This is a genomic window from Roseomonas indoligenes, assembly GCF_017813365.1.
GTDB classification, from domain to species: Bacteria; Pseudomonadota; Alphaproteobacteria; order Acetobacterales; family Acetobacteraceae; genus Roseomonas; species Roseomonas indoligenes.
Genome location: NZ_JAGIZA010000009.1, coordinates 196,028 through 217,806, shown reverse-complemented (window position 1 = coordinate 217,806; position 21,779 = coordinate 196,028). Strand labels below are relative to the sequence as shown.

24 protein-coding genes are annotated in these 21,779 nt (G+C 71.5%); 14 read left to right on the top strand and 10 right to left on the bottom strand.

The annotated features are described in order from the left end of the window. Window positions 1-445 precede the first annotated feature (445 nt). The gene (locus tag J5Y10_RS16135; protein ID WP_342452939.1) at window positions 446-1,027 is read right to left on the bottom strand and encodes a TlpA family protein disulfide reductase; all 582 of its coding nucleotides are present in this window, start codon (window positions 1,025-1,027) and stop codon (window positions 446-448) included. A 102-nt stretch (window positions 1,028-1,129) separates the two neighbouring features. Here J5Y10_RS16135 and argH point away from each other — a divergent pair, with 102 nt between their 5' ends. Genes argH through J5Y10_RS16120 form a run of 3 tightly spaced genes read left to right on the top strand, consistent with a single transcriptional unit; the run spans window position 1,130 to window position 2,909 of the window. Then, a complete protein-coding gene (argH, locus tag J5Y10_RS16130) occupies window positions 1,130-2,458 on the top strand; it encodes an argininosuccinate lyase (RefSeq protein ID WP_245214788.1) in 1,329 nt (442 codons plus the stop codon). Next, complete coding sequence (locus tag J5Y10_RS28490) at window positions 2,455-2,748, top strand: hypothetical protein (protein ID WP_209375074.1); 294 nt, start codon at window positions 2,455-2,457, stop codon at window positions 2,746-2,748. Before argH ends, J5Y10_RS28490 begins: the two co-directional genes overlap by 4 nt. Window positions 2,749-2,756: 8 nt before the next feature. Continuing rightward, window positions 2,757-2,909 (top strand): hypothetical protein, encoded by a 153-nt coding sequence (locus J5Y10_RS16120; protein ID WP_209375055.1) that lies wholly within the window; start codon window positions 2,757-2,759, stop codon window positions 2,907-2,909. A gap of 33 nt (window positions 2,910-2,942) precedes the next feature. Here J5Y10_RS16120 and J5Y10_RS16115 read toward each other — a convergent pair whose 3' ends face one another. Then, window positions 2,943-3,881, bottom strand: a complete 939-nt coding sequence (locus J5Y10_RS16115) for a hypothetical protein (protein WP_209375054.1) — start codon at window positions 3,879-3,881, stop codon at window positions 2,943-2,945. A 180-nt stretch (window positions 3,882-4,061) separates the two neighbouring features. Here J5Y10_RS16115 and J5Y10_RS16110 point away from each other — a divergent pair, with 180 nt between their 5' ends. Beyond that, complete coding sequence (locus J5Y10_RS16110) at window positions 4,062-4,688, top strand: hypothetical protein (protein WP_209375053.1); 627 nt, start codon at window positions 4,062-4,064, stop codon at window positions 4,686-4,688. Between the two features lie 110 nt (window positions 4,689-4,798). Here the strand turns inward: J5Y10_RS16110 and holA are convergent, their stop codons facing one another. From holA to leuS, 3 genes are read right to left on the bottom strand one after another with little or no spacing between them, the layout of a single operon-like run. Beyond that, window positions 4,799-5,809, bottom strand: coding sequence for a DNA polymerase III subunit delta (holA, locus tag J5Y10_RS16105; RefSeq protein ID WP_209375052.1), 1,011 nt, complete (start codon window positions 5,807-5,809; stop codon window positions 4,799-4,801). 7 nt (window positions 5,810-5,816) lie between these two features. Further along, window positions 5,817-6,338: an LPS assembly lipoprotein LptE gene (gene lptE / locus J5Y10_RS16100; protein ID WP_209375051.1), complete on the bottom strand. Its 522-nt coding sequence runs from the start codon at window positions 6,336-6,338 to the stop codon at window positions 5,817-5,819. 13 nt (window positions 6,339-6,351) lie between these two features. After that, entirely contained in the window at window positions 6,352-8,931 is a 2,580-nt protein-coding gene (gene leuS, locus J5Y10_RS16095) for a leucine--tRNA ligase (RefSeq protein ID WP_209375050.1), read from the bottom strand. Between the two features lie 128 nt (window positions 8,932-9,059). On the opposite strand from leuS, the gene J5Y10_RS16090 reads away from it, so the two are divergent. Beyond that, entirely contained in the window at window positions 9,060-9,431 is a 372-nt protein-coding gene (locus tag J5Y10_RS16090) for a PRC-barrel domain-containing protein (protein ID WP_209375049.1), read from the top strand. Between the two features lie 60 nt (window positions 9,432-9,491). On the opposite strand, the gene J5Y10_RS16085 is transcribed toward J5Y10_RS16090, so the two are convergent. From J5Y10_RS16085 to J5Y10_RS16075, 3 genes are all read right to left on the bottom strand, one after another. After that, window positions 9,492-10,031, bottom strand: coding sequence for a DUF3576 domain-containing protein (locus J5Y10_RS16085; protein WP_209375048.1), 540 nt, complete (start codon window positions 10,029-10,031; stop codon window positions 9,492-9,494). A 136-nt stretch (window positions 10,032-10,167) separates the two neighbouring features. Further along, entirely contained in the window at window positions 10,168-11,466 is a 1,299-nt protein-coding gene (locus J5Y10_RS16080; RefSeq protein WP_209375047.1) for a porin, read from the bottom strand. 132 nt (window positions 11,467-11,598) lie between these two features. Further along, window positions 11,599-12,270 (bottom strand): thiamine phosphate synthase, encoded by a 672-nt coding sequence (locus tag J5Y10_RS16075; protein ID WP_209375046.1) that lies wholly within the window; start codon window positions 12,268-12,270, stop codon window positions 11,599-11,601. Between J5Y10_RS16075 and J5Y10_RS16070 the strand changes: the two genes are divergently transcribed. Then, window positions 12,269-12,973: a YggS family pyridoxal phosphate-dependent enzyme gene (locus J5Y10_RS16070; protein WP_209375045.1), complete on the top strand. Its 705-nt coding sequence runs from the start codon at window positions 12,269-12,271 to the stop codon at window positions 12,971-12,973. The genes J5Y10_RS16075 and J5Y10_RS16070 overlap by 2 nt on opposite strands. Continuing rightward, entirely contained in the window at window positions 12,970-13,578 is a 609-nt protein-coding gene (locus J5Y10_RS16065) for a class I SAM-dependent methyltransferase (RefSeq protein ID WP_209375044.1), read from the top strand. The genes J5Y10_RS16070 and J5Y10_RS16065 overlap by 4 nt, the downstream gene beginning before the upstream one ends. Before the next feature lie 177 nt (window positions 13,579-13,755). Here the strand turns inward: J5Y10_RS16065 and mltA are convergent, their stop codons facing one another. Then, window positions 13,756-14,751: a murein transglycosylase A gene (gene mltA / locus J5Y10_RS16060; protein WP_245214768.1), complete on the bottom strand. Its 996-nt coding sequence runs from the start codon at window positions 14,749-14,751 to the stop codon at window positions 13,756-13,758. A gap of 4 nt (window positions 14,752-14,755) precedes the next feature. Next, a complete protein-coding gene (locus tag J5Y10_RS16055; RefSeq protein WP_209375043.1) occupies window positions 14,756-15,409 on the bottom strand; it encodes a Tim44/TimA family putative adaptor protein in 654 nt (217 codons plus the stop codon). Between the two features lie 154 nt (window positions 15,410-15,563). Here J5Y10_RS16055 and J5Y10_RS16050 point away from each other — a divergent pair, with 154 nt between their 5' ends. The 7 genes from J5Y10_RS16050 (at window position 15,564) to J5Y10_RS16020 (ending at window position 21,730) form a co-directional block, all read left to right on the top strand. After that, complete coding sequence (locus J5Y10_RS16050) at window positions 15,564-16,121, top strand: histidine phosphatase family protein (RefSeq protein ID WP_209375042.1); 558 nt, start codon at window positions 15,564-15,566, stop codon at window positions 16,119-16,121. Window positions 16,122-16,134: 13 nt separating this feature from the next. Continuing rightward, on the top strand, window positions 16,135-17,025 hold the full coding sequence (locus tag J5Y10_RS16045) for a dihydrodipicolinate synthase family protein (protein WP_342452938.1): 891 nt from the start codon (window positions 16,135-16,137) through the stop codon (window positions 17,023-17,025). 102 nt (window positions 17,026-17,127) lie between these two features. Next, window positions 17,128-17,640, top strand: a complete 513-nt coding sequence (gene secB / locus J5Y10_RS16040; RefSeq protein WP_209375040.1) for a protein-export chaperone SecB — start codon at window positions 17,128-17,130, stop codon at window positions 17,638-17,640. 333 nt (window positions 17,641-17,973) lie between these two features. After that, on the top strand, window positions 17,974-18,555 hold the full coding sequence (locus J5Y10_RS16035) for a YqaA family protein (RefSeq protein ID WP_209375039.1): 582 nt from the start codon (window positions 17,974-17,976) through the stop codon (window positions 18,553-18,555). Between the two features lie 70 nt (window positions 18,556-18,625). Continuing rightward, window positions 18,626-20,494, top strand: coding sequence for an ABC transporter ATP-binding protein (locus J5Y10_RS16030; RefSeq protein ID WP_209375038.1), 1,869 nt, complete (start codon window positions 18,626-18,628; stop codon window positions 20,492-20,494). A gap of 165 nt (window positions 20,495-20,659) precedes the next feature. Beyond that, window positions 20,660-20,959 carry an AtpZ/AtpI family protein gene (locus tag J5Y10_RS16025; protein ID WP_342452937.1) on the top strand — a complete coding sequence of 100 codons (300 nt, stop codon included), beginning with the start codon at window positions 20,660-20,662 and terminating at the stop codon, window positions 20,957-20,959. 15 nt (window positions 20,960-20,974) lie between these two features. After that, window positions 20,975-21,730 (top strand): F0F1 ATP synthase subunit A, encoded by a 756-nt coding sequence (locus J5Y10_RS16020; protein WP_209375036.1) that lies wholly within the window; start codon window positions 20,975-20,977, stop codon window positions 21,728-21,730. Window positions 21,731-21,779 lie beyond the last annotated feature (49 nt).

The window sequence follows — 21,779 nt, the reverse complement described above, 5'->3', positions numbered from 1 at the left end:
AACAGCCCGGACCAGGCGCTTGCGCAGGTCCTGCGACAGAGGTGCCGTCATCTCCAGCCTCGCTGCTCAACAACAGCGTCGAATCAGAACCCGCGAGTCTGTGCAAGCCGGAAATGCTCTAGGCACGCGAAGACCCCTACCAGAACCGCTCGAAGGCCCTGGACCGCTCATCCTTCACGCGCGCCTGCCATGCGGCCCGACGCTGGGCCGTCCAGACGGGAGTGGCCAGGAGGGCCTGGGAAGTCCGGATGCAGTGAAGGGACTGGCGATAAGCCTCGCTCGCCGCATCAATCGATCGATGGGCTTGGGCCAACGCATCCGCGACTTGAACATCGTGCATTGCACGCCTTCCAGAACCAACAAAAGCTAAGTCACAGCTGAGGGCAGTTCGCCGGAATACAGCGGGGCTCCAGGATGCTCACGGCTTTGTCAGGATGGCGGCCCGTCAAGTCGGTTCCGTGCCCGGCTTAGGGGTTCCGCAGAGACGCCGGACATCGGCGACCAGCTCCGCGCTGTCCCAGGCCGCGCCGCCCTCCAGCCGGGCGCGCTCGCGGCCCTGCGGGTCGATCAGGATCGTCGTGGGCAGGCCGCGTGCCCCCAGGGCGCGGGTGGCGGCGGAGCGCGGGTCCAGCCAGGGGCCGAGATGCTGGATTCCCGTGCGGGCGAAGAAGGGATCCACCTGCGCCCGTCCGCCCCGGTCCGAGGAGGCGGGGATGACGAGGATGCCCTCCTTCGCGAGCAGCGTCGCCAGCCGGTCCAGCGCCGGCATCTCCTCCACGCAGGGCGCGCACCAGGTGGCCCAGAGGTTCAGCACGATCCCCTTGCCGGCGCCCGGTCCGACGATGGAGGAAAGGTCGCGCTCTCGCCCTTCCGGGTCGGTCAGGGTGATGGCGGGCAGGGGCTTCGGCCCTTCCTCCACCAGCTTGCCGATCGCGTTCTGCGCCCGCGCTGGACGCGGGGAGAGGCCCCCGACTAGGGTGCCGCCCGCCAAGAGCCCGAGTGCCGCGCGGCGACCACGTACCAACACCGAAAGACCTCCTCACCCGTGCCCGACGACCACGCCAAGCCCGATAACGTCAAAGCCAATGCCGCATGGGGCGGGCGCTACGCGGCCGGCCCCTCCGCCATCATGCAGGCGATCAATGCCTCCATCGGCTTCGACCGCAAGATGTGGCGCCAGGACATTCGCGGGTCGCTGGCCCATGCCGCCATGCTGGCGCATGTGGGGATCATCTCCGCCGAGGACGAGGCCGCGATCCGGGACGGCCTGAACGCCATCGGCGCGGAGATCGAGGCGGGCGACTTCCCCTTCAGCGAGGCGCTGGAGGACATCCACATGAACATCGAGGCCCGCCTGACCGAGCGCATCGGGGAGGCCGGCAAGCGCCTGCACACCGCGCGCAGCCGCAACGACCAGGTGGCCCTCGATGTCCGCCTCTGGACCCGCGACGCCATCGACGGGCTGGACGCCCAGGTGGCCGACGTGATGCGCGCCCTGGCGGAGAAGGCGGCGGAGCACGCCGGCACGGTCATGCCGGGCTTCACCCACCTGCAGCCCGCCCAGCCCACCACCTTCGGCCACCACCTGCTGGCCTATGTGGAGATGCTGTCGCGTGACCGCGGCCGGCTGGCCGATGCCCGCCGCCGGTTGAACGAGAGCCCGCTGGGCGCCGCCGCCCTCTGCGGCACGGGCTTCCCGATCGACCGGCACATGACGGCGCAGGCGCTGGGCTTCGACGGCCCGACCCGCAACAGCCTGGACTCCGTCGCCTCCCGCGACTTCGCGCTGGAGTTCCTCTCGGCGGCCGCCATCTGCGCCACCCACCTCTCCCGCTTCGCGGAGGAGGTGGTGATCTGGACCAACCCCTACTTCAACTTCGTCAAGCTGAGCGACGCCTTCACCACCGGCTCTTCCATCATGCCGCAGAAGCGCAACCCCGATGCGGCGGAGCTGGTGCGCGCCAAGCCCGGCCGGATCACGGGCGCCCTCGTCGGGCTGCTGACCGTCATGAAGGGCCTGCCCCTGACCTACGGAAAGGACATGCAGGAGGACAAGGAAGGCATCTTCGACGCGGCCGAGAACCTTGCCCTGGCCCTGGCCGCCACCGCCGGCATGGTGCGGGACATGCAGCCCGTGGTCGGCCGCCTGGCGGACGCCGCCGGCGCCGGCTTCTCCACCGCAACCGACCTCGCGGACTGGCTGGTGCGCGAGCTGAAGCTGCCCTTCCGCGACGCGCACCACGTCACCGGCCGCCTCGTGGCGAAGGCCGAGAGCATGAACGTGGACCTCTCCGGCCTCACCATCACGGAGATGCAGGCCGTGGAGCCGCGCATCACGGAAGCGGTCTTCGGCGTCCTCTCCGTCGCCGCCTCCGTCCGCTCCCGCACCTCCTACGGCGGCACCGCCCCGGCGAACGTGGCGGCGATGGCGAAGGACTGGGTGGAGAAGCTGGCATGAGGGCCCTCGCGCTCCTCGCCGCCTCGATGCTGGCGCTGACCGCCTGCGGCCGGGTGGGGCCCGTCCGCGCGCCCGGCCCGCGGCAGGACATCGTCTATCCCCGCTCCTACCCCTACATCCCTCTGGCGGCCCCACCCCCCGCCGCTGTCCCGGCGCCCGACACCGCCGGCGCGGCCGGAGCGGCCGGCGCTCTCTCCCCCGGCCTGGGCGAGGGAAGCCCCGTGCCGGCCGACAATGCCGCCCAGGAAAGCGGCACCGGCGGCGTCAACCGCCCGGCCAGCCCGCGCTGAGCCCGGCCTTGCGGGCCCTTTCCCCGCTTCTGCTGGCAGCGGGCGCCCTCGGAGCGGCCGGGACCCTCGTCCTGGCCGCCATGGGGGAGACGGAAACCGCCCTCCGCACCGCCTCGGCCGCCTGCGCCGTCCTGGTGCTGGGGATGCTGCTGCGGCGCTGAGGGCGCGGGCTCTGCGCTCGTGATGACCGGCCGTTACGGCTGGCCACGAATGGGGATCGCGGCGTCCAGGTACTGACGATCCAGCATGCTCGCGAACGCGGCCTGCTGCGTCGTCACCTGCAGGGGGCTCTCCCCCAGGAAGGTCCGGCTGAACGCGTCGAAGCTGTCGGCCTCCGTGAGGGACACGCCGAGTTCCGACAGGTCGGAAGCGATGGCACCGGGCAGCGGCTCCAGGTAGCGGTTGCTGGCATCCAGCCGCGGCGTCTCCGGCACGCGGACGAGCGCGATGCGGCAGGCGGACGGCACGGATTCATGCGCGACGAAGGCAACGCCGGACATGATGCCGCTCAGCACGCTCGCGGGCGGTCCGGGCACCTGCAGGCTGAAGAACAGCGTCATGTTGCCCTCCGGCTCCCGCACCGTGACATGCATCGAGCGGCCGTCGAGCTGCACCTCGCCGGACAGCCTTACGGTACGGCCGACGAGGGCTTCGGCGTAGGTCGCGACCAGGGCCCTGTTCCTGCGCGCCTCCAGGCGCAGCGAGCCACGGATCAGGCGGCCGCGGAAATGCGGCGACCAGGCGAGCGAATAGGCCGCGAAGGCGCCGGCCAAGGTCCCAACGCCGCCTAGCAAGCCGGCGCCATGAGCGCCGCCACGGGACGGCATAGCGTCCGGCGCGGCGAGGCTCGTGGCGTCGATGCCGGTGCAGGCAGCCAGTTCGGCAGAGAAGTCCTCAAGGCTGCATTCGGCGATCCAGTGGCCAGGCTTCCCCGAACCGATGACGGCGCAGAAATCCGCATAGATCGACGCGGCCCGCGGCACGGAGCGGCCCTGGACCCACTTGTTCAGTCTGTCGACATCGCAGGCCGTTGCCGGATTCACGCGCCGGAAGCGGGCACACAGGTCCTTGCGGGAATCGCATCCGAGTGCCGTCGCCGCCATGCGCAGCTTGCGGTCGAAGTCGATTGCCACGCCGCGTCCCCAGTATTGCGCTCCCACAACGATGAAGCGCAGGAAAACCGGGGACTGTCCAGGATCTTCCAGGAACGGCCGCCCGGCAACGTAGAGGAATGCCGGCGGCCCTGGTCCATTGTCGAGGGTTGATCGGCACGGACGGGAAGCGTCCACTCGGGCCGACAGGAGACGATGGGCATGGCGATCACGGCTTCGGTCTATATCTGGTACCCAAGCGGCAGCCATATTGGCCACGCATCGATGTTCATCGGCACGCACGAGTTTAACAAAAGCTTCGAGGATATCATGGGACCCAGCGGCGTCCCGGTCACTGCGTCACTCGGGAATCCAGTGGTCCGCGCCGATCTCGAGCGCTTTTACGGCAACGCCTATGTCAGCTGGTGGCCTGACGACACCAAGTCATTCAACAAGGCGCCGCAGGATCGCAACATGTCACTATGGCAGGACAAGGACGCTGAAGGAAGTTGGCCTCATACCACCTACCGTGTCCACAATCTCAATGGCGGTTCGATGTGGGCAGAGTGGAAGTCGATCATGGATAAGAAAGGGGGCAACTACAACCTCCTCCGCAAGAACTGCTCCACCATCGTGCTTCGCGTCCTGAAAGCGGGCGGCGTGATGAGCAAGATGTCGATCCACAAACGCGCCTGGTTCACCAACAACCTGTATGTCACGCCGAAGAACGTGGCCCAGGTGTGCAACGATCTTCGGGATAACGGGCACGCGGACAAGGTGAAGGCGGACACCAACTATCCCACCAAGTCCTCGGCGACCAAGCTGGACCGGCTTCTGGGCATGCGCTGACACGGCCCTGGATTGGCGCAGCAGCCGGGAAGCACGGGTGAGTGCCCCTGTCCCCGCGCACCGGGCACGCTGCTGACGGGTCCGTGTCGCCTTTTCCCTGGCGGCCTGGACTACCCCCGCCGCGCCAGGATCGCCGATTGCCGCGCCAGGGTGAGGAAGGCGGAGCGCGCCACGGCCGCGTCCGGCACGGGGCGCCCCGTGCCGCCGGACTTGCTCTGGCGCTCGGCGTCCAGCAGGCCGGCAAGCACGGTTTCCAGCGCGTCGGTCCGCCAGATGCGGAGTGCCCTCTCGAAGCCGGGCTTGCTGCGGAAGAAGACGGGCGGCTGCAGGGCCTGGATGCCCGCGACGGAGGCCAGGTGAAGGCGCTGCACGTGGCGCAGCAGGGCGCGGATCACCTGCACGGGGTTGGCGCCCTCCGCCATGGCCGATTCCAGCGCGCGGTCGGCGGTGGGCAGGTCGCCGGAGGTGGCGGCGACAAGGGCCTCGTCCAGTTCCAGGGCGGAGCCGTCGCCCATGCAGGCCAGGACGTCTTCCTCCGCCAGGCGGCCGCCGGGGCCGGCATAGAGGGCGAGCTTCTCCAGTTCCCGCCGCAGCATGCCCCGGTCCTCGCCCAGGCGCCCGGCCAGCCACTCGATCGCGGCGGGCTCGGCGGAGACGCCCTCGGCCTTCAGCAGGGCGGCGATGGTGCCCGCCAGCTCCGCACCGCGCTCGCGGTAGCAGGGTATGGCGGCGGCGGCGGCGTTGCCCTCGGCCAGCTGGCGCAGCTTGGACCGGGCAGGGAGTTCCCCGGCCTCGATCAGGATCAGCGCCTCGCCGGGGCCCTCCAGGGCCTCGCGCAGGGCAGGGGCCAGGGCATCGGTGGCGTCGCGCACGCGCACCACGCGCCGCCCGCCGGTCAGCGCCAGGGCAGCGGCCTCGCCGGAGAGGGCACCGGGCTTCGCGGCGACGTCGCGCGGCAGCTCCGCGACCCGGAAGGGGTCGTTGCCCGGGGCCACGGCCTCCTGCAGCGCGTCCGCGCGCTCCCGCACCAGTCCGGCATCCTCGCCGAAGAGCAGGACGGCCCGCGCGGCGCCCGGGTCCTTCAGGAAGCCGGGCAGGCGGCGGGCGTCGAGCTTCGCCATGCCGGTGCTAGGCCGCCGGGTTTCCGCGCAGGGCGAGGGTGAGGCGCAGCACGATGTCCTCCGCGACCTGCTCCGCCATCCGGCGCTGCGCCTCCTCGCTGCTGACGATGGAGGCGAAGTACTCGTTGTCGATGGTGTTGTAGGAATCGATCGCCCGCGCCGAGCCCGTCGCGACCGCCCGGGCGGGGATGGACAGGGTGCTGAGCGTGTAGGTGGTGGTCATCACCATGCGGAAGCGCGTGGGCGTGCCGTCACGCCGGTATCCCTGCGATTCGATCGCCAGCTGCGGCGCCAGCGCCAGCTCGTAGCGGGCGGCCGGCCCGCTGCGGTCCCGCGCGGCCAGGCGGCGTTCCAGCGCCTGGTGCAGGATCTGCCCGGTCCGCCCGTAGGTACGGCCGAGGCGGATGGCGGCCAGCTCCGGCGCCGTGTCGGTCTCGCCCGCGGCGGGCGGCCCGTACAGCGGCCGGAAGCCGCAGCCGGCCAGCCCCAGGGGGGCAGCCAGGGCCGCGAGCAGCGCCCGGCGGGACACGCCAGGGCGCCCCTCAGACAACGAAGTTGACGACGCGGCCTGGGACATGGATGCGCTTCCGGATGGGCTTGCCCGCGATGGCACGCTGAACGTTCTCCTCCGCCTCGGCCAGGGCCATCAGCTCCGCCTCGGCGATGCCCACGGGCACGGAAAGGGTGGCGCGCAGCTTGCCCAGCACCTGCACGGCGATGGTCATGCTCTCCGCCATCAGCAGGGCCGGGTCGGCCTCAGGCCAGGGCATGCCGGCGACGAGCGTTCCCTCGCCGGGATGGAGGATGGACCAGATCTCCTCCGCCAGGTGCGGCATCATCGGCGCGACGAGACGGGCCATCAGGCCCACCGCCTCGCGCCGCGCCTCCAGCGGAGCGGGGGAGGATTCGATGGCATTGGCCAGCTCATGCAGGCGGGCCACGGCGACGTTGAAGGCGAAGCTGTCCAGCGCCGCGGTCACCGCCGCGATCGTGCGGTGGACGGCCTGCATCAGCGGCCGCGCCTCCCCCTCCGATCCCTGGGCTCCGCCACGGCTCTCCAGCGTCGCCGCCAATCGCCACAGGCGCTGGACGAAGCGGTGCGCGCCGGAGACGCCGGCCTCGCTCCACTCCATGTCGCGATCCGGCGGGTTGTCGGCCAGGATGAACCAGCGCGCCGTGTCCGCCCCGTAGCGGGAGATGATGCCGCCCGGATCGATCGTGTTGCGCTTGGACTTCGACATCTTGTCGTTGCGCGAGACCGTCAGCGCGATCCCGGTGGCGCGCTCGACGGCGCCGCCGTCCGGGGTGGCCTCCACCTCGTCCGGCGCCAGCCAGCGGCCATCGGGCGCCTTGTAGGAGGCGTGCTGCACCATGCCCTGGGTGAAGAGCCCGGCGAAGGGCTCCGGCGTGTCCAGATGGCCCATCCCCGCCAGGGCGCGGGTGAAGAAGCGGGAGTAGAGCAGGTGCAGGATCGCGTGCTCGATGCCGCCGATATACTGGTCCACGGGCAGCCAGCCATTCGCCGCTGCCGCCACCAGCGGCGTCTCGGCCCGCGGCGCGGTGAAGCGGGCGAAGTACCAGGAGCTGTCCACGAAGGTGTCGAAGGTGTCGGTCTCCCGCCGGCCGGGCTTGCCGCAGCTCGGGCAGTCCACGTGCTTCCAGGTCGGGTGGTGGTCCAGCGGATTGCCGGGGCGGGCGAAGTCCACGTCCTCCGGCAGCCGCACCGGCAGCTGATCCTTCGGCACGGGCACGATGCCGCAATCGTCGCAGTGGATGACGGGGATGGGGCAGCCCCAGTAGCGCTGGCGGGAGACGCCCCAGTCGCGCAGGCGCCAGTTCACCACGCCCTGGCCGACCCCCTTGGCCTCCAGCGCGTCGATCGCGGCGCGCTTGCCCGCCTCGGTTCCAAGCCCGTCGAGGAACTCGGAGTGGAACAGGGTGCCGTCGCCCGTATAGGCGGTCTTGCCGACATCGAAGGTCGCGGGGTCCTCGCCCGGGGGCAGCACCACCGGCATCACCGGCAGGCCGTACTTCCGGGCGAAGTCGATGTCGCGCTGGTCATGCGCCGGGCAGCCGAACAGCGCGCCCGTGCCGTACTCCATCAGCACGAAGTTCGCGATCCAGACAGGAAAGGTCGCGCCGGGGATGAAGGGGTGCTTCACCCGGAAGCCGGTGTCGAAGCCCTTCTTCTCCGCCTGCTCGATGGCGGCCTCGCTCGTGCCCTGGCTGCGGCACTCCGCGATGAACTCGGCGGCCTTCGGATCCCGCGCGCCGGCGGCAGCGGCCAGGGGATGCTCGGCGGCCACGGCCAGGAAGGACATGCCGTAAAGCGTGTCCGGGCGCGTGGTGAAGACCTCCACCTCGGCCGTGCCGTCCACCGGCTCCGCCAGGGCGAAGCGCACCCGCGCGCCCTCGCTGCGGCCGATCCAGTTGGCCTGCATGGTCCGCACCCGCTCGGGCCAGCGGTCCAGCGTGTTCAGCGCCTCCAGCAGCTGCGGGGCGTATTTCGTGATCGCCAGGAACCACTGGGAGAGCTCGCGCTTCTCCACCGGCGCGCCGGAGCGCCAGCCCTTGCCGTCGATCACCTGCTCATTGGCCAGCACGGTGCCGTCCACCGGGTCCCAGTTCACCCAGGACTTGCGGCGCTCCACCAGCCCGGCGCCCAGGAAGTCCAGGAACAGCGCCTGCTGCTGGCCGTAATACTCGGGATCGCAGGTGGCGAACTCGCGCGACCAGTCGAGCGAGAGGCCCATGCTCTTCAGCTCGGCCCGCATGTTCGCGATGTTGGCGTAGGTCCAGGCGGCCGGGTGCGTGCCGCGCTCCCGCGCCGCGTTCTCCGCCGGCAGGCCGAAGGCGTCCCACCCCATGGGGTGCATCACCTGGTGGCCGCGGGCGCGCTTGTAGCGCGCCACCACGTCGCCCAGCGTGTAGTTCCGCACATGCCCCATGTGGATCTTGCCCGAGGGGTAGGGGAACATCTCCAGCACGTAGTACTTGGGCTTCGAGCCGTCCGGGACGTCCGGGGCCGAGAAAAGGGATGCGTCGCTCCAGGCCCGCTGCCAGCGGAGCTCGGCGGCGACGAAGTCATAGCGTGCGGGGCTGTCGGAAGGGCCGTCGGTCATAGCGGGGGGCCAATATGGGCCTTCAAGAGTGGTCCGTCCTGATATTCCCCGGCGGCCAGGGTGGGAAGGGGCAACCCAGGGGCGCTCCCCCGGTTCTTCATGCCGGACTAACATGAAGGAATTGTAATATGCGTCCCTTGACCGTGGCCGCCCTGCTCGCCGGCCTCCTCTCCGCGCCCGTCCTGGCCCAGCCCGTCGGCACCACCCCAGCCGCGGGGGCGACCGAGATCCCCGCTGGCCAGCTCCGCGCCGGGAACCTGATGGACCGGGATGTCTATGCGACGGACAACGTGGAGATCGGGGAGGTGGAGGACCTGATCATCGACGCGCAGGGGCAGGTCACCATGGTCGTGATCGAGGTGGAGAGCCGCCTGGGCCTGACCCAGAAATACGTCTCCGTCCCCATGCAGCGGCTGCGCGCCGTTCCTGGCGAGCGCCGCGTGACGATCGACATGCCCTCCGCCGAGATACGGTCGCTGCCGGCCGTGAACTACCGCTAAGGGAGAGCCGGGGAGGGCGAGGGGAAGGGGAAGCCCTTCCTCTCCCCGGGGATTGTCAGGTCAGAGCGCGGCCGACTGGCTCCGCAGCTCACGGGCGCGGGCGAGGACCTTGTCCTCCAGCTCCGTGCTCGTGCCGGCAGAGACCGGGGCGTCCACCCACTGCCCGTTCCGCATCTCCTGGCGGAAGATCGACACGCGAACCCCGTCCGAGCGGAGCTGGCGGCCGAGGATGTAGGCGGTGGCCCGGAAGCGCTCTCCCTGAGCCGCGGGCGGGGAGTACCAATCGGTGATGATCACGCCGCCGAAGGGATCGGCCGAGGCGAGCGGCATGAAGGAGAGGGTGTCGAGGCTGGCGCGCCAGAGATAGGCGTTCACGCCGAGCGCGCTGCCATCCCCCGGGGCGCCGGCGCCACCGCCTTCCCGGTTGCTGCTGCGGTCCGTGCCGAGAATGAGGAGGCCGTCCGGGTTGCCGGAGAGGCGCCCCGCGACGCGCGCGCGACGGCTGTCGTCGTAGTACTCGTCGTTCTGCACCTGGCGGGAGTTCCCGCAGGCGGCGACGAGGACGGGCAGGGCAAGGATCGCTAGGCGAAGGTGGCGCATGGCCGTCGCTCCTAAGGCTGTGGCGTGGTCTCGTGCAAGTGAGAAAACGTAAAGTGCCCTTCGGGAGCGGAGCGGGCAAAAGGAAGGGGCGGCGGGTTGCCCCGCCGCCCCCTCTCGTCTGGCCTGGAGGCCCGGATCAGAAGGCGACCCGGAAGCCCGTGAGCACGATGTCGACCTTGGTGCTGCCGGACGGGCCGACATTGTTGAACTGGAAGCCCGTCTCCTTAATGTCGAACTTCAGGTACTCGGCGAAGAGGTCGAGGCCCGGGGCGAGGCGGTAGTTGCCGCCAACGGCCCAACCACGGTCGCGACGACCGGTCGTGGCGATGGACTGGCTGCCCGCGGTCCAGTTGGTGCTGAAGTGACCACCGACGGTGATCGCGTCGATCGTGTAGGTCGCGCCGGCCAGGAACGCGGTGCCGTTGCGGTCATCAACCCGGGCGCCGGCGGTGTCGCGCTGAACGGTGTTGAAGTTGCCGTTGAAGTTGCCGCGCTCGTACCAGCCGCCGACGGTGAAGCCGTAGGCGGTCGCCGTGGCGCCGGCCCAGAGCATGTTCAGGCGGTCGGCGGAGGGGCCGGAGGCGTTCCGGACCGCATCGGCGCCGATGTAGCCGACCGTGGCGGCAGCGCCGACCGGGCCGAAGGACCCACGCCAGCGGACCGCGGCCTGGATCTCGTTGCGGCGGCGGTTGTTGAAGGTGGGGGAGACCGCCAGGCGGTCGCACTGCGTCACCGTCGTGGTGCTGACGGCATCGCAGCCCGAGAGCGGGCCTTCGTTCGTGTTGAAGGCGAAGCTCGCGCCGGCGTCGAAGCCGAAGAACTGCGGCGACAGGTAGATCAGCTTGGTGTTGTCGCCCAGGTCGTTCACGCCGACCAGGTTGCGGCGATAGTTGCCGCCGATGACCTGCTGGTTCTGGTCGCCCGAGTCGAGGCCGCCGACGCCGAAGCCGGTGATGTGGCCGGACTGCAGCTGGCCGATCGCGCCGTCCTCGTCACCGAAGCGGATCTGGCCCCATGCGCCCGCGAGGTAGGCCCAGGCCTCATCGTAGTCGAGCGTGTTCTTCTGGCCGGCGGCACTGGCGTTGCCCGTGAGGTTCGCCGGGTTGCGCCACGCGTCGTTCTCGATCTCGAGCGCCGCGCCGTAGCGCAGGCCGTTCGCGGCCTTGCCGGAGGCAAGGACGTGGATCTCGACCTCGTTGGAGAAGTCCGAGCTGCCGACGGCGGCGCCGGGGACGTTCACGTTCTCCTGGCGGGTGTAGTTGTACATCGCGCGGTAGTAACCGCCGATGCGCACCTCAAGGCCGCGCAGCGAGGCCGAGGGCCCGGCCATCGTGCTGCCGAACGCATCGGAGCTCAGCGTCTGGGCAGAAGCGCCACCTGGCGCGAAAAGGGCAGCGGCGGCGACGGCCGTGCTGCCGAGAAGAAGCTTGCGCATCCCAAATCCTCCTGACGTGCCGGGGAACCGCCCCGGCGCTTCATGCGACCCGCCCGCCCCCCTCGGCGGGTGTGCCGCGAGGATTGCATCCCGGTGGATGCGCCCCGTGGCCGAGCCCGCCGGGACTATGGGTCAGTGCCTTCCGGGGCGTCCATGCGCAAACGAACGGATCGCGACATCCGCGAAACACTGTGGCCAGGCCGCAACAGGGGTGTGACGGGACAGTCCACCGATGGCCCCCCAGCCCGCCGCGAGCCGCGGCAGGCGGCGGCTGTTCAGGGCGTTCACGCCCCCCAGCGCCACTGCCGGTCGCCCTGCCCGCCGCGCCAGCGCCGCCCAGCGCAGCGGTCCGAGTGCCGGTGCCCCGGGATGGCTCGCCGTGGGAAAGACCGGGGAGAGGATCACCAGGTCCGCGCGCAGCCGCCGGGCCCGCGCGATTCCCGCCCGCCCATGTGCCGCCACGGAGAGCAGGCCCCCGCCCCCCGTTCCCCGCCGTGCGACGAGGAAGGGCAGCAGGCCCTTTGCCGGGCGCCGGTCCGGCAGGTGCAGCCCCGCGCGCAGCGCCAGCGCCGCCCGGCCATCCCCCGCCACCACCAGCGCCAGCCCCCGCCGCCGCGCCAGCGCCGACAGCGGCCGCAGCAGCCCCGGTGCCAGATCCCGCGCCAGCACCGCGGACCCGCGCGGCAGCCGCGCCGCCGCAGCGCGGGGATCGGGGAGGCGCCGCGCGTCGCTCAGCAGCCACAGGGCCGGAATCCCCCGCCCGTTCCGGGATCGCCCGTTCTGCCCTAGCCTGCCCCACCGCATGACCCAATCCCCCACGCCCGGCACCGAGGCCATCGCCGCCAGCCTCTCCCGCATCAAGGCTCGAATCGCCGCCGCCTGCGAGCGGGCGGTGCGCGACCCCGCCACCGTCACCCTCGTCGCCGTCTCCAAGACCCATCCGGCGGAGGCAGTGTTGGCGGCGCTGGAGGCCGGCCAGGCGGTGTTCGGCGAGAACCGCGTGCAGGAGGCCGCCGGCAAGTTCCCGGCACTGCGCCCGGACCATCCCGGCCTGCGGCTGCACATCATCGGCGGCCTGCAGACGAACAAGGCGCGCGACGCCGTGCGCGTGGCCGACACGATCGAGAGCCTGGACCGCCCGAAGCTCGCCGCCGCCCTGGCGGAGGCCATTGCGAAGGAGGGCCGCGCGCCCGGGCTGCTGATCCAGGTCAACACCGGCGCCGAGCCGCAGAAGTCCGGCATCGCACGAGATGAGGCCGCCGCCTTCCTCCGCGCCTGCCGGGAGGAGCACGGGCTGGCCATCTCCGGCGCCATGTGCATCCCGCCCGAGGGCGAGGACCCCGTGCCCCATTTCCGCTGGCTGGCGGATTTCGCGCGGGACCAGGGACTGCCCGTCCTCTCCATGGGCATGAGCGGAGACTTCGAGGCCGCCATCGCCTGCGGCGCCACCCAGGTCCGAGTCGGCAGCGCCATCTTCGGCGCGCGACCCTATCCCGCCGCACCATGAGCGACGCCGCCGCCTGGGACGCCCGCTACGCCGGCGGCGGCTTCGCCTTTGGTGAGGCGCCGAACCGCTACCTCGTCGCGCAGGCCGCCCTGCTGCCCAGGCGCGGCCGGGCGCTTGCGATCGGCGACGGGGAGGGCCGCAACGGCGTGTGGCTGGCCGGGTGTGGGTTCGAGGTGACGAGCCTCGACTGGTCCGCGACCGGTCTGGCCAAGGCCACGGCGCTCGCCCGGCAGCACGGCGTGGCGCTGGAGACGGTGGTGGCGGACCTGACCGCCTGGGACTGGCCCGAATCGGCGTTCGAGGTCATCGGCTGGATCTTCGTCCACCTGCCCCCGGCCGACCGCGCCCTGGTCGCCGCCCGTGCCGCCGCCGCGCTGGCCCCCGGTGGGCTGCTGGTGCTGGAGGGCTTCACCCCCGCCCAGGAAGGCCGCCGCTCCGGCGGCCCGCGCGACCCCGATCTCCTCTGGTCCGCCGCGCTGGTGCGGGAGCATTTTCCGGAACTCGAGGTGCTGGAGTGCCTGGAGGGGACGGTCCTTCTCGATGAAGGCCCGAAGCACCAGGGCCATGCCGAGGTGGCGCGGGCCGTCCTGCGGCGCCGCGGGTGATGGGCTGATCCTTCGAGGGCAGTCTGTCCCGGGGAGAGGAAGAAGGAATTCTTCCTCTCCCCGGACCCCTCACCATCATCTTCTTTTGGGCTTTGGGATCACTCGGCTGACGGTGCGCCTCGGCTCATGGAGCCGAGGCGACTGCAAAGGCAGGATCGATCCACCAGGACACGAGCACTAGCCGCCCGGCGTGCGAGGTCCTGGCGTAACCCGGGGCCGGAGCACCCAGATCCGGCCGGTTTCCCGCATGCGCCCCGCGGCCTCGCCGGCGGCATCGCCCCAACCCCAGAACAGGTCGGCGCGGGCCGGGCCGCGGATGGCGCCGCCGGTGTCCAGGGCGATCACCAGGCGCTCCAGGCGGCCGCCGGTGAGCGGGTCGCGCGTGGCGATCCACATCGGGCTGCCGAGCGGGACGTGGCTCCGGTCCACCGCCACGGCGCGGCCGGGGGGCAGGGGGGCGCCGAGCGTGCCGGCCGGGCCGCCCTCGGCGGGAAGGTCGTCGCGCCAGCGGAAGAAGACCCAGGAGGGATTGGCGTCCATCAGCGCCCGCGCATCGGCGGGCGGGGCGGCGCGCAGCCAGGCGCGGATGGATTGCATGGAGACCTCCTCCCGCGTCATCGCCCCGCGCTCGATCAGCAGCCGTCCGACGGGCACGTAGGGGTGGCCGTTCTTGCCGGCATAGCCCAGGCGCCGCGCGGTGCCGTCCGGGAAGACGGCGCGACCGGAGCCCTGGATCTGGAGAAAGAAGGCATCGACCGGATCGGCCCAGGCCAGGACGGCGCCGGGCCACTCCCCGGCCGCCACGGCGGCCTCGATAGAGGCCCGGTCCAGGTCGGGCGCGCCCGGGGCGGTGGCCAGGAGCGGGGCGGTGAAGCCCGGGGCGGGCACGGGGGAAACGCGCAGCACCGGCTCATAGTATCCGGTGATCAGGCCTTCCCCGGCCGGAACCGGCTCGAAGTGGCGGGCCAGGAAAACGCGGGCGGCGGCCTCGTCGCCCGGGGGCAGGCGGGCCGCCTCCGAGCAGGCGGGAGCGAGAGGACCGGGATCGGAGGACGCGGCGCAACCGGCGAGAAAGCCCGGCACCGCCTCCGAGACGCGGTCCCGCTCCCAACCCGGAAGGCCACCGCAGCTGGCCAGCAGAAGGGGGAGAAGGACCGTGAAGCGGGCGCGCAAGGCCTCAGGCCGTGCGCGTGCCCACCAGCTTCCAGGCCGGATCCGTGCTGCGCGTGTCGCGCTGGAAGGTCCAGATATCCGTCAGCTCCGTCACCGCATCGGCGCCGGCGACGGGCTTGCCGGCGGAGTCGGTCGTCAGGTTCACCTGGTCGGAGACGAAGCGGACCGTCACCTCGGCCGTGGTGCCGCGCAGGTCGGCGCCTTCGATCGAGGCCTCCCGGATGTCGCGGATCTCGGTGCGCTGCACCTCGCCGCGGGACTCGCGGTCGGCGATGGCGCCCTCGAAGCCGGCATAGGTATCGTCGGAAAGAAGGCCGCGCAGCAGGGGACGGTTGCCGGCGGCAAAGCCCTCCACGATCAGGCGGAAGGCGCCCTCCGCACCGCCGAGGAAGGCGGCGGGGTCGAAGCTCGGGTCGGCGGAGCGGATGCGCGCCAGCGCCTGGCCCACCGGGCCGCGCGCATCGGGCACGCCGCGCCCGGCCACGGGGGCGGCGGGCACGGCCGGGCCTGCCGCGGGGGGGACGGCCACGGGGCCGCGCTCCGCCGGTGGCCGCTCGAAGCCGGTGCGCCGCCCCAGCACGCTGCGCAGGCGCAGCACCAGGAAGGCCGCCACCATCCCGAACAGGATCAGATCAATCGGGAAGCCGCCGCCCTGCATCGCAATCTCCTTGTGAGATGACAGTTAGGGCTGCGGGCCCCCCACCGCAACCACATTGCAATCCGTTCATTGTTCAAGGGACCGCGGGAGCGGCAGCCCGATTGTGCCGGCGCGCCCCAGCCGCTATCGCCGGCGGCAACACGGGGAGGCCCGCATGATCCTGCTGCGTCACGGCCAGAGCGAGTTCAACCTGCGCTTCAGCGAGACCCGCAAGGATCCCGGCATCGAGGATCCGCGCCTGACGGAGCTGGGCCATGCCCAGGCCGAGCAGGCCGCCGAGGCCCTGGCCGGGGAGGGAGTGACCCGCATCGTCGCCAGCCCCTACACCCGCGCCCTGCAGACCGCCGCCCCCCTGGCGCGCCGCCTGGGCCTGCCCGTCCACGTCCACTCCCTGGTGCGGGAGCGCTACGCCTTCGCCTGCGACGTGGGCACCCACCGCGACACGCTGGCGACGGACTGGCCGGAGCACGACTTCGCCCACCTGGACACGATCTGGTGGCCACAGGAGACCGAGAGCACGGACTCCATCCTCTCCCGCGCTCGGATGTTCCGGGAGGAGATGCGGGAGCGGCCGGACTGGGCGCACACGGTGGTGGTCTGCCACTGGGGCTTCATCCTCGCGATGACCGGCCAGTCCGTGATGAACGGACAGTGGCTGCGCGTGGACCCCTGCCAGCCCGGGCCCGAGACCGTGAACTGGCACCATGGCTAGGATGGCGGCTGGCGTGACCCCCTTCCGCGGCCTCTCGGCCTTTCCCATCACCCCCGCGGACGCGGCGGGACGCGTGGACACCGGTGCTCTCGCCGGACTGCTGGAGCGGCTCGCGGCGGCCGGGGTGGACTCGGTCGGGCTGCTCGGCAGCACCGGCACCTACGCCTACCTCACCCGCGCGGAGCGTCGCCGCGCCGTGGAGGCGGCGGTGGAGGCCCTGGGTGGCCGCGTTCCCGTGATCGTCGGTGCCGGCGCCCTCCGCACGGACGAGGCCATGTCCCTGGCCGGGGATGCGGAGGCGGCCGGGGCGGACGGGCTGCTTCTCGCCCCCGTCTCCTACACGCCGCTGACCGACGAGGAGGTGTTCCAGCACTTCGCCGCCGTGGCCGGCGCCACCGGCCTGCCGGTCTGCATCTACAACAACCCCTCCACCACCCACTTCACCTTCAGTGACGACCTCGTCGTGCGCCTCTCCGCGCTGCCCCGCGTGGCGGCGGTGAAGAACCCCGCCCCGGCGCCCGTCGAGGCGAAGGCGGTGGTGCAGGCCCTGCGCGCCCGCGTGCCCGCCGGCTTCTCCGTCGGCTACAGCGCCGACTGGCACTCCCCGGATGCCGTGCTGGCCGGGGCCGATGCCTGGTACAGCGTCCTCGGCGGCACCCTGCCCCGGACCTGTCTTGCCCTCACCCGTGCCGCCCAGGCAGGGGACGAGGCGGAGATGCGCCGAATCGACGCCACCCTCCACCCGCTCTGGGACCTGTTCCGCCGGCACGGCAGCATCCGCGTGGTCTTTGCCGCCGCGAACCTTCTTGGCCTCACCGATGCCCAGCCGCCCCGCCCGGTCCTGCCGCTGGACGAGGCCGGGCGCGCGGCGGTGGCGCAGGCCCTGGCCGGGCTGGACGGCTGATCCGCCGCGCGACGCCCCGGCCCGCAATGACCTGACACCCGCCCCGGCGCGTGCTACCCCGCCGCGCCATCATCCCTTCCCAGTGCTCAGGGGCCCGATCCCATGTCCGACCTGCCGCCGCCCGCCAACATGCCGCCCGACGGCAACCTGAACGGCCAGCCCCAGGCGCCGCTGGTGGTGAACTTCCAGTACGTGAAGGACCTCTCCTTCGAGGTCCCCGGCGCGCCGGAGATCTACACCGCGCTCCGCGAGCAGCCCCGCATCGACGTGGCGCTGGACGTGCAGGCCCGCGCCCTGCAGGACGGCGGCAACGTCTTCGAGGTGACGCTGCAGATCCGCGCCGACGCCAAGACGACCGAGGGCGCCACCGCCTTCATCGCGGAGCTGGCCTATAGCGGCATCTTCACAGTCAACGTCGGGGCGGACGTGCTGGAGCCGGTTCTGCTGGTGGAATGCCCCCGCCTCCTTTTCCCCTTCGCGCGCAACATCCTGTCCGATGTGACGCGCGATGGCGGCTTCATGCCCGTGGCGCTGACGCCGATCGACTTCGTGGCCCTCTGGCAGTCCCGCCGCGGGCAGGGCGCCGGGGCGCCCGAAGGGTCGATGCTGTCCTGATCGGGCGGTCTTGGTGACCCCAGGGGGAAGAAGGAATTCTTCCCCCTGGAACTCCCATCTTTTTTCTTCGGGGCTGCCGCGGGATGCGGCGCCGGCGGCACGCCCGAGGGCGATGACCCCGGGCAGCTGACACGGCGGTCCGGGCCCCGAGGGCGCCGGCGCCGCCGGCGGTCATCGCGGCCACGGCAGTCCGATGCTGGTCCAACCAGCCTTCTGGCGGACGGTCCCACGGGATTCGAGGCACTGCCTCGGACGCCGGAGGCTGCAGGGCCTCCCTCGGGGCAACGAGCCCGCCCTTGTGCCGGACCCCGCGCCATGGGAAGCCCCCGCCCCATGTTGCGCGCCCTGTACGATCGGATCATCGCCCTGTCCGCCCATCCCCGGGCGCCGACATGGCTGGGCGTGGTCTCCTTCGCGGAGAGCAGCTTCTTTCCGATCCCGCCGGACGCCATGCTCATCCCCATGTGCCTGGCGCGGCCGGACCGGGCCTATCGCTACGCCCTGATCTGCACCATCGCCTCCGTGCTGGGCGGGCTGCTCGGCTACTTCATCGGCGCCTTCCTGTTCGAGGCGGTGGCCCAGCCGGTCCTCGCGGCCTACGGCCATGCGGACGCCCTGGCGACCTTCACGGGCTGGTTCGAGCGTTGGGGGGCGGCGGTGATCCTCATCAAGGGGCTGACGCCCATCCCCTACAAGGTCGTCACCATCGCGGCGGGGGCGGCGCATTTCTCCCTGATCGTGTTCTTTGTCTGCAGCGTGATCACCCGCGGGGCGCGCTTCTTCCTGCTGGCCTGGCTGCTGCGGCGCTTCGGCCCGCCGGCGCGGGTCTTCATCGAGAAGCGGCTGAACCTCATCGCGGGCGTCACGGCGCTGGCGATCGTGGCCGGCTTCGTGGCCCTGCGCTTCCTGGCCTGAGGCCGGACCTCGCCCGCTGGTGACGGGCGGGCGGCTATCGCCACCCCCGGGGCGGGCCTAAATCGGGCCGATGCCCTTCCGCGCCTTCGAATCCTTCCTCGACCCCGTCGCGCCGCCCGGGGTGAAGGCGGCGCGGATCGGCGGGGTGCCGGTGCCGGAGGGGCCGCCGCCGGCCACCCTGCTCGGCTTCTACTGGCACTTCGCCCGGCAGGCGCGGGCGCTGGTGGCCGCCCTGTTTGCCGCCGGCTTCGTGGTGGCGGTGCTGGACAGCCTCATCCCCGTCTTCATCGGCCGCCTCGTCGCCCTCCTCGGCGCCCATGCGCCGGACCGGCTGCTGGCGGAGGCAGGGTGGGGGCTCGCGGGCATGGCTGTGGTGATGCTGGTGCTGCGCCCGGCCTCCATCCTCGCCCAGAATCTCGTCGCTAACCAGGCGATCAACCCCGCCTTCACCAGCCTCATCCGCTGGCAGTCCCACCGCCTCGTCTCCCGCCAGGGCTGGCCCTTCTTCCAGGAGGACTTCGCGGGGCGCATCGCCAACCGGGTGATGCAGGCCGGGCCGGCGCTGCGGGAATCCGTCACGCAGTCCGTCACGGCGGTCTGGTACATCCTCGTCTACGGCTCCTCCGCCGTGATCTGGCTGGCGGGGGCGGACTGGCGCCTGGCGCTGCCGATCCTCCTCTGGTTCCTCGCCTACGCCGCCTTCCTGCGGATGGTGGTCCCCCGGCTGCGGGACCGCTCCCGCGCCGCCTCGGAGCAGCGGAGCCTGCTGACGGGCCGGATCGTGGATGCCTACACCAACATTCTCTCCATCAAGCTCTTCGCCCGCGCGGAGCGGGAGGATGCCTTCGTGGCGGAGGGGGTGACGGGCCTCACCGCCGCCTTCCAGCAGCAGATGCGGCAGATCACCTTCAACGCCGCCGTCCTCTCCGCCCTCAACGCGGGGCTGCTGGTGGGCATGGCGGCGCTCTCCATCCGGCTCTGGATGGCCGGGGAGATCGCGGCGGCCACGGTCGCCACCGCCCTGCCCATGGCCTGGCAGATGGCCAATATCTCGGGTTGGGTCGCCTTCAACGTCGGCGCCATCTTCGAGAGCATCGGGGTGGTGCAGGAATCCATCCGCACCATCGCCGCCCCGCCCACCGAGCCGGACCCGCCCGGCGCCGTGCCCCTGGCCGTGCGCCGGGGCGCCATACGGTTCGAGGGGGTGCGCTTCGGCTATGGCCGCGCGGACCGCGCCGTGCTGGACGGCTTCGACCTGGACATCCGCCCTGGCGAGCGCGTGGGCCTCGTCGGCCGCTCCGGCGCCGGCAAGACGACGGCGGTGAACCTGCTGCTGCGCTTCTTCCACCCGGAATCCGGGCGGATCACGATCGACGGGCAGGACATCGCGGGCGTGACGGCGGAGAGCCTGCGCGGCGCCATCGGCATGGTGACCCAGGACACAGCGCTGCTGCACCGTTCCATCGGCGACAACATCCGATTCGGCCGCCCGGAGGCGACCGACGAGGAGGTGGTGGCCGCCGCCCGCCGGGCGGAGGCGGACGGCTTCATCCGCACCCTGTCGGACTGGCGGGGGCGCACCGGCTACGAGGCCCATGCGGGGGAGCGGGGCGTGAAGCTCTCCGGCGGCCAGCGCCAGCGCGTGGCCATCGCCCGCGTGCTGCTGAAGGACGCCCCGATCCTCGTGCTGGACGAGGCGACGAGCGCCCTCGATTCGGAGGTGGAGGCGGCGATCCAGGAGGGGCTCACCTCCCTCATGGAGGGCAAGACCGTGATCGCCATCGCCCACCGCCTTTCCACCCTGGCGCAGCTGGACCGGCTGGTGGTGCTGGAGGAGGGGCGGATCGTCGAGAGCGGCCCGCACGAGGCGCTGCTGGCCCGGGGCGGCCCCTATGCCCGGCTCTGGGCGCGGCAGTCCGGCGGGTTCATCGGCGCGTAGGCCGGGCGTGGCGCGGCCCCGGGTGGCGCCCGGTGGCGGCATGGTGCAACAGCGCGCGGGAAGCGGCTGTTAAGCACCCGTTGCGGGCCCGCGCCGGCTTGACTTCACATGGACGCCAATTTAGGGACCCCCTGCCTTCCGGGGGACAACCGCGGAGGAGGCAGAGTGGAAAACCGGGACGGCTTCGACGACCGGCTGCGGCAGGCCAGGACCCGCCAGGGCCTGGATCCAAAGCCCCGAACAGGGGATGAGGGCGGCCTGCCGACGGGCCCGTGGGGAATTGGCTTCCGCGCGGGGGTCGAGGTGGTATCGGCGCTGGTCGTGGGCGCGGCGCTGGGCTTCGGCCTGGATCGCTGGCTCGGGACCTTCCCCTGGCTCTTCCTCGTCTTCTTCTTCGTGGGCGGCGCCGCCGGGGTGCTGAACCTCTACCGCTTGTTCAAGCCCCGCCCGGAAGCCGGACCGTAGAACAGGGACCAAGACGTGGCCGCCGAAGGCAAGACGATCGACGCGCTGAGCCAGTTCGAGCTGGTGCCTGTCCTCGGGCCCATCGGCCGCGCCGTGGGCTTCTCCCAGTCCAACGCGCACATGCTGCTGGCCGTGGGCCTCATTACCCTTCTCTTCGTCTACGGCATGCGCCACCGGGCGATCATCCCGGGCCGGCTGCAGTCCGCGGCGGAGATGCTCTACGAGTTCGTGGAAGGCGTGGTGGTCGGCCAGGTCGGGCATGAGGGGCGCCGCTACTTTCCCTTCGTCTTCGCGCTCTTCATGTTCGTCCTCTTCGGCAACATGCTGGGCCTTCTGCCCTACGCCTTCACCTACACCTCCCACATCGCCGTCACCTTCGGGCTGGCTATCCTGGTCTTCCTGGTGACGACGGTGGTGGCGCTGGCGCTGCACGGGCGGAAGTTCTTCGGCTACTTCTTCCCGGAGGGCGCGCCCCTGTGGCTGGCCCCCATCATCATTCCGGTCGAGGTGGTGTCCTACATCTCCCGGCCCGTCTCCCTCTCCATCCGTCTCTTCGCGAACATGGTCGCGGGACACGTGATGCTGAAGGTCTTCGCGACCTTCATCGTGCTGATCGGCTCGCTGGGCGCCGTCGGCATCTTCGGCGCCGCCCTGCCGCTCGCGGTGAACGTGGCCCTGATCGGCTTCGAGATCCTCGTTGCCTTCCTTCAGGCCTACGTCTTCGCGATCCTCACCAGCATCTACCTGCACGACGCGGTGCACCTGCACTAAAAGGCAGGGCACCAAGACGTGCCGGACGTCCCCTTTTCCAAGCAAGGAA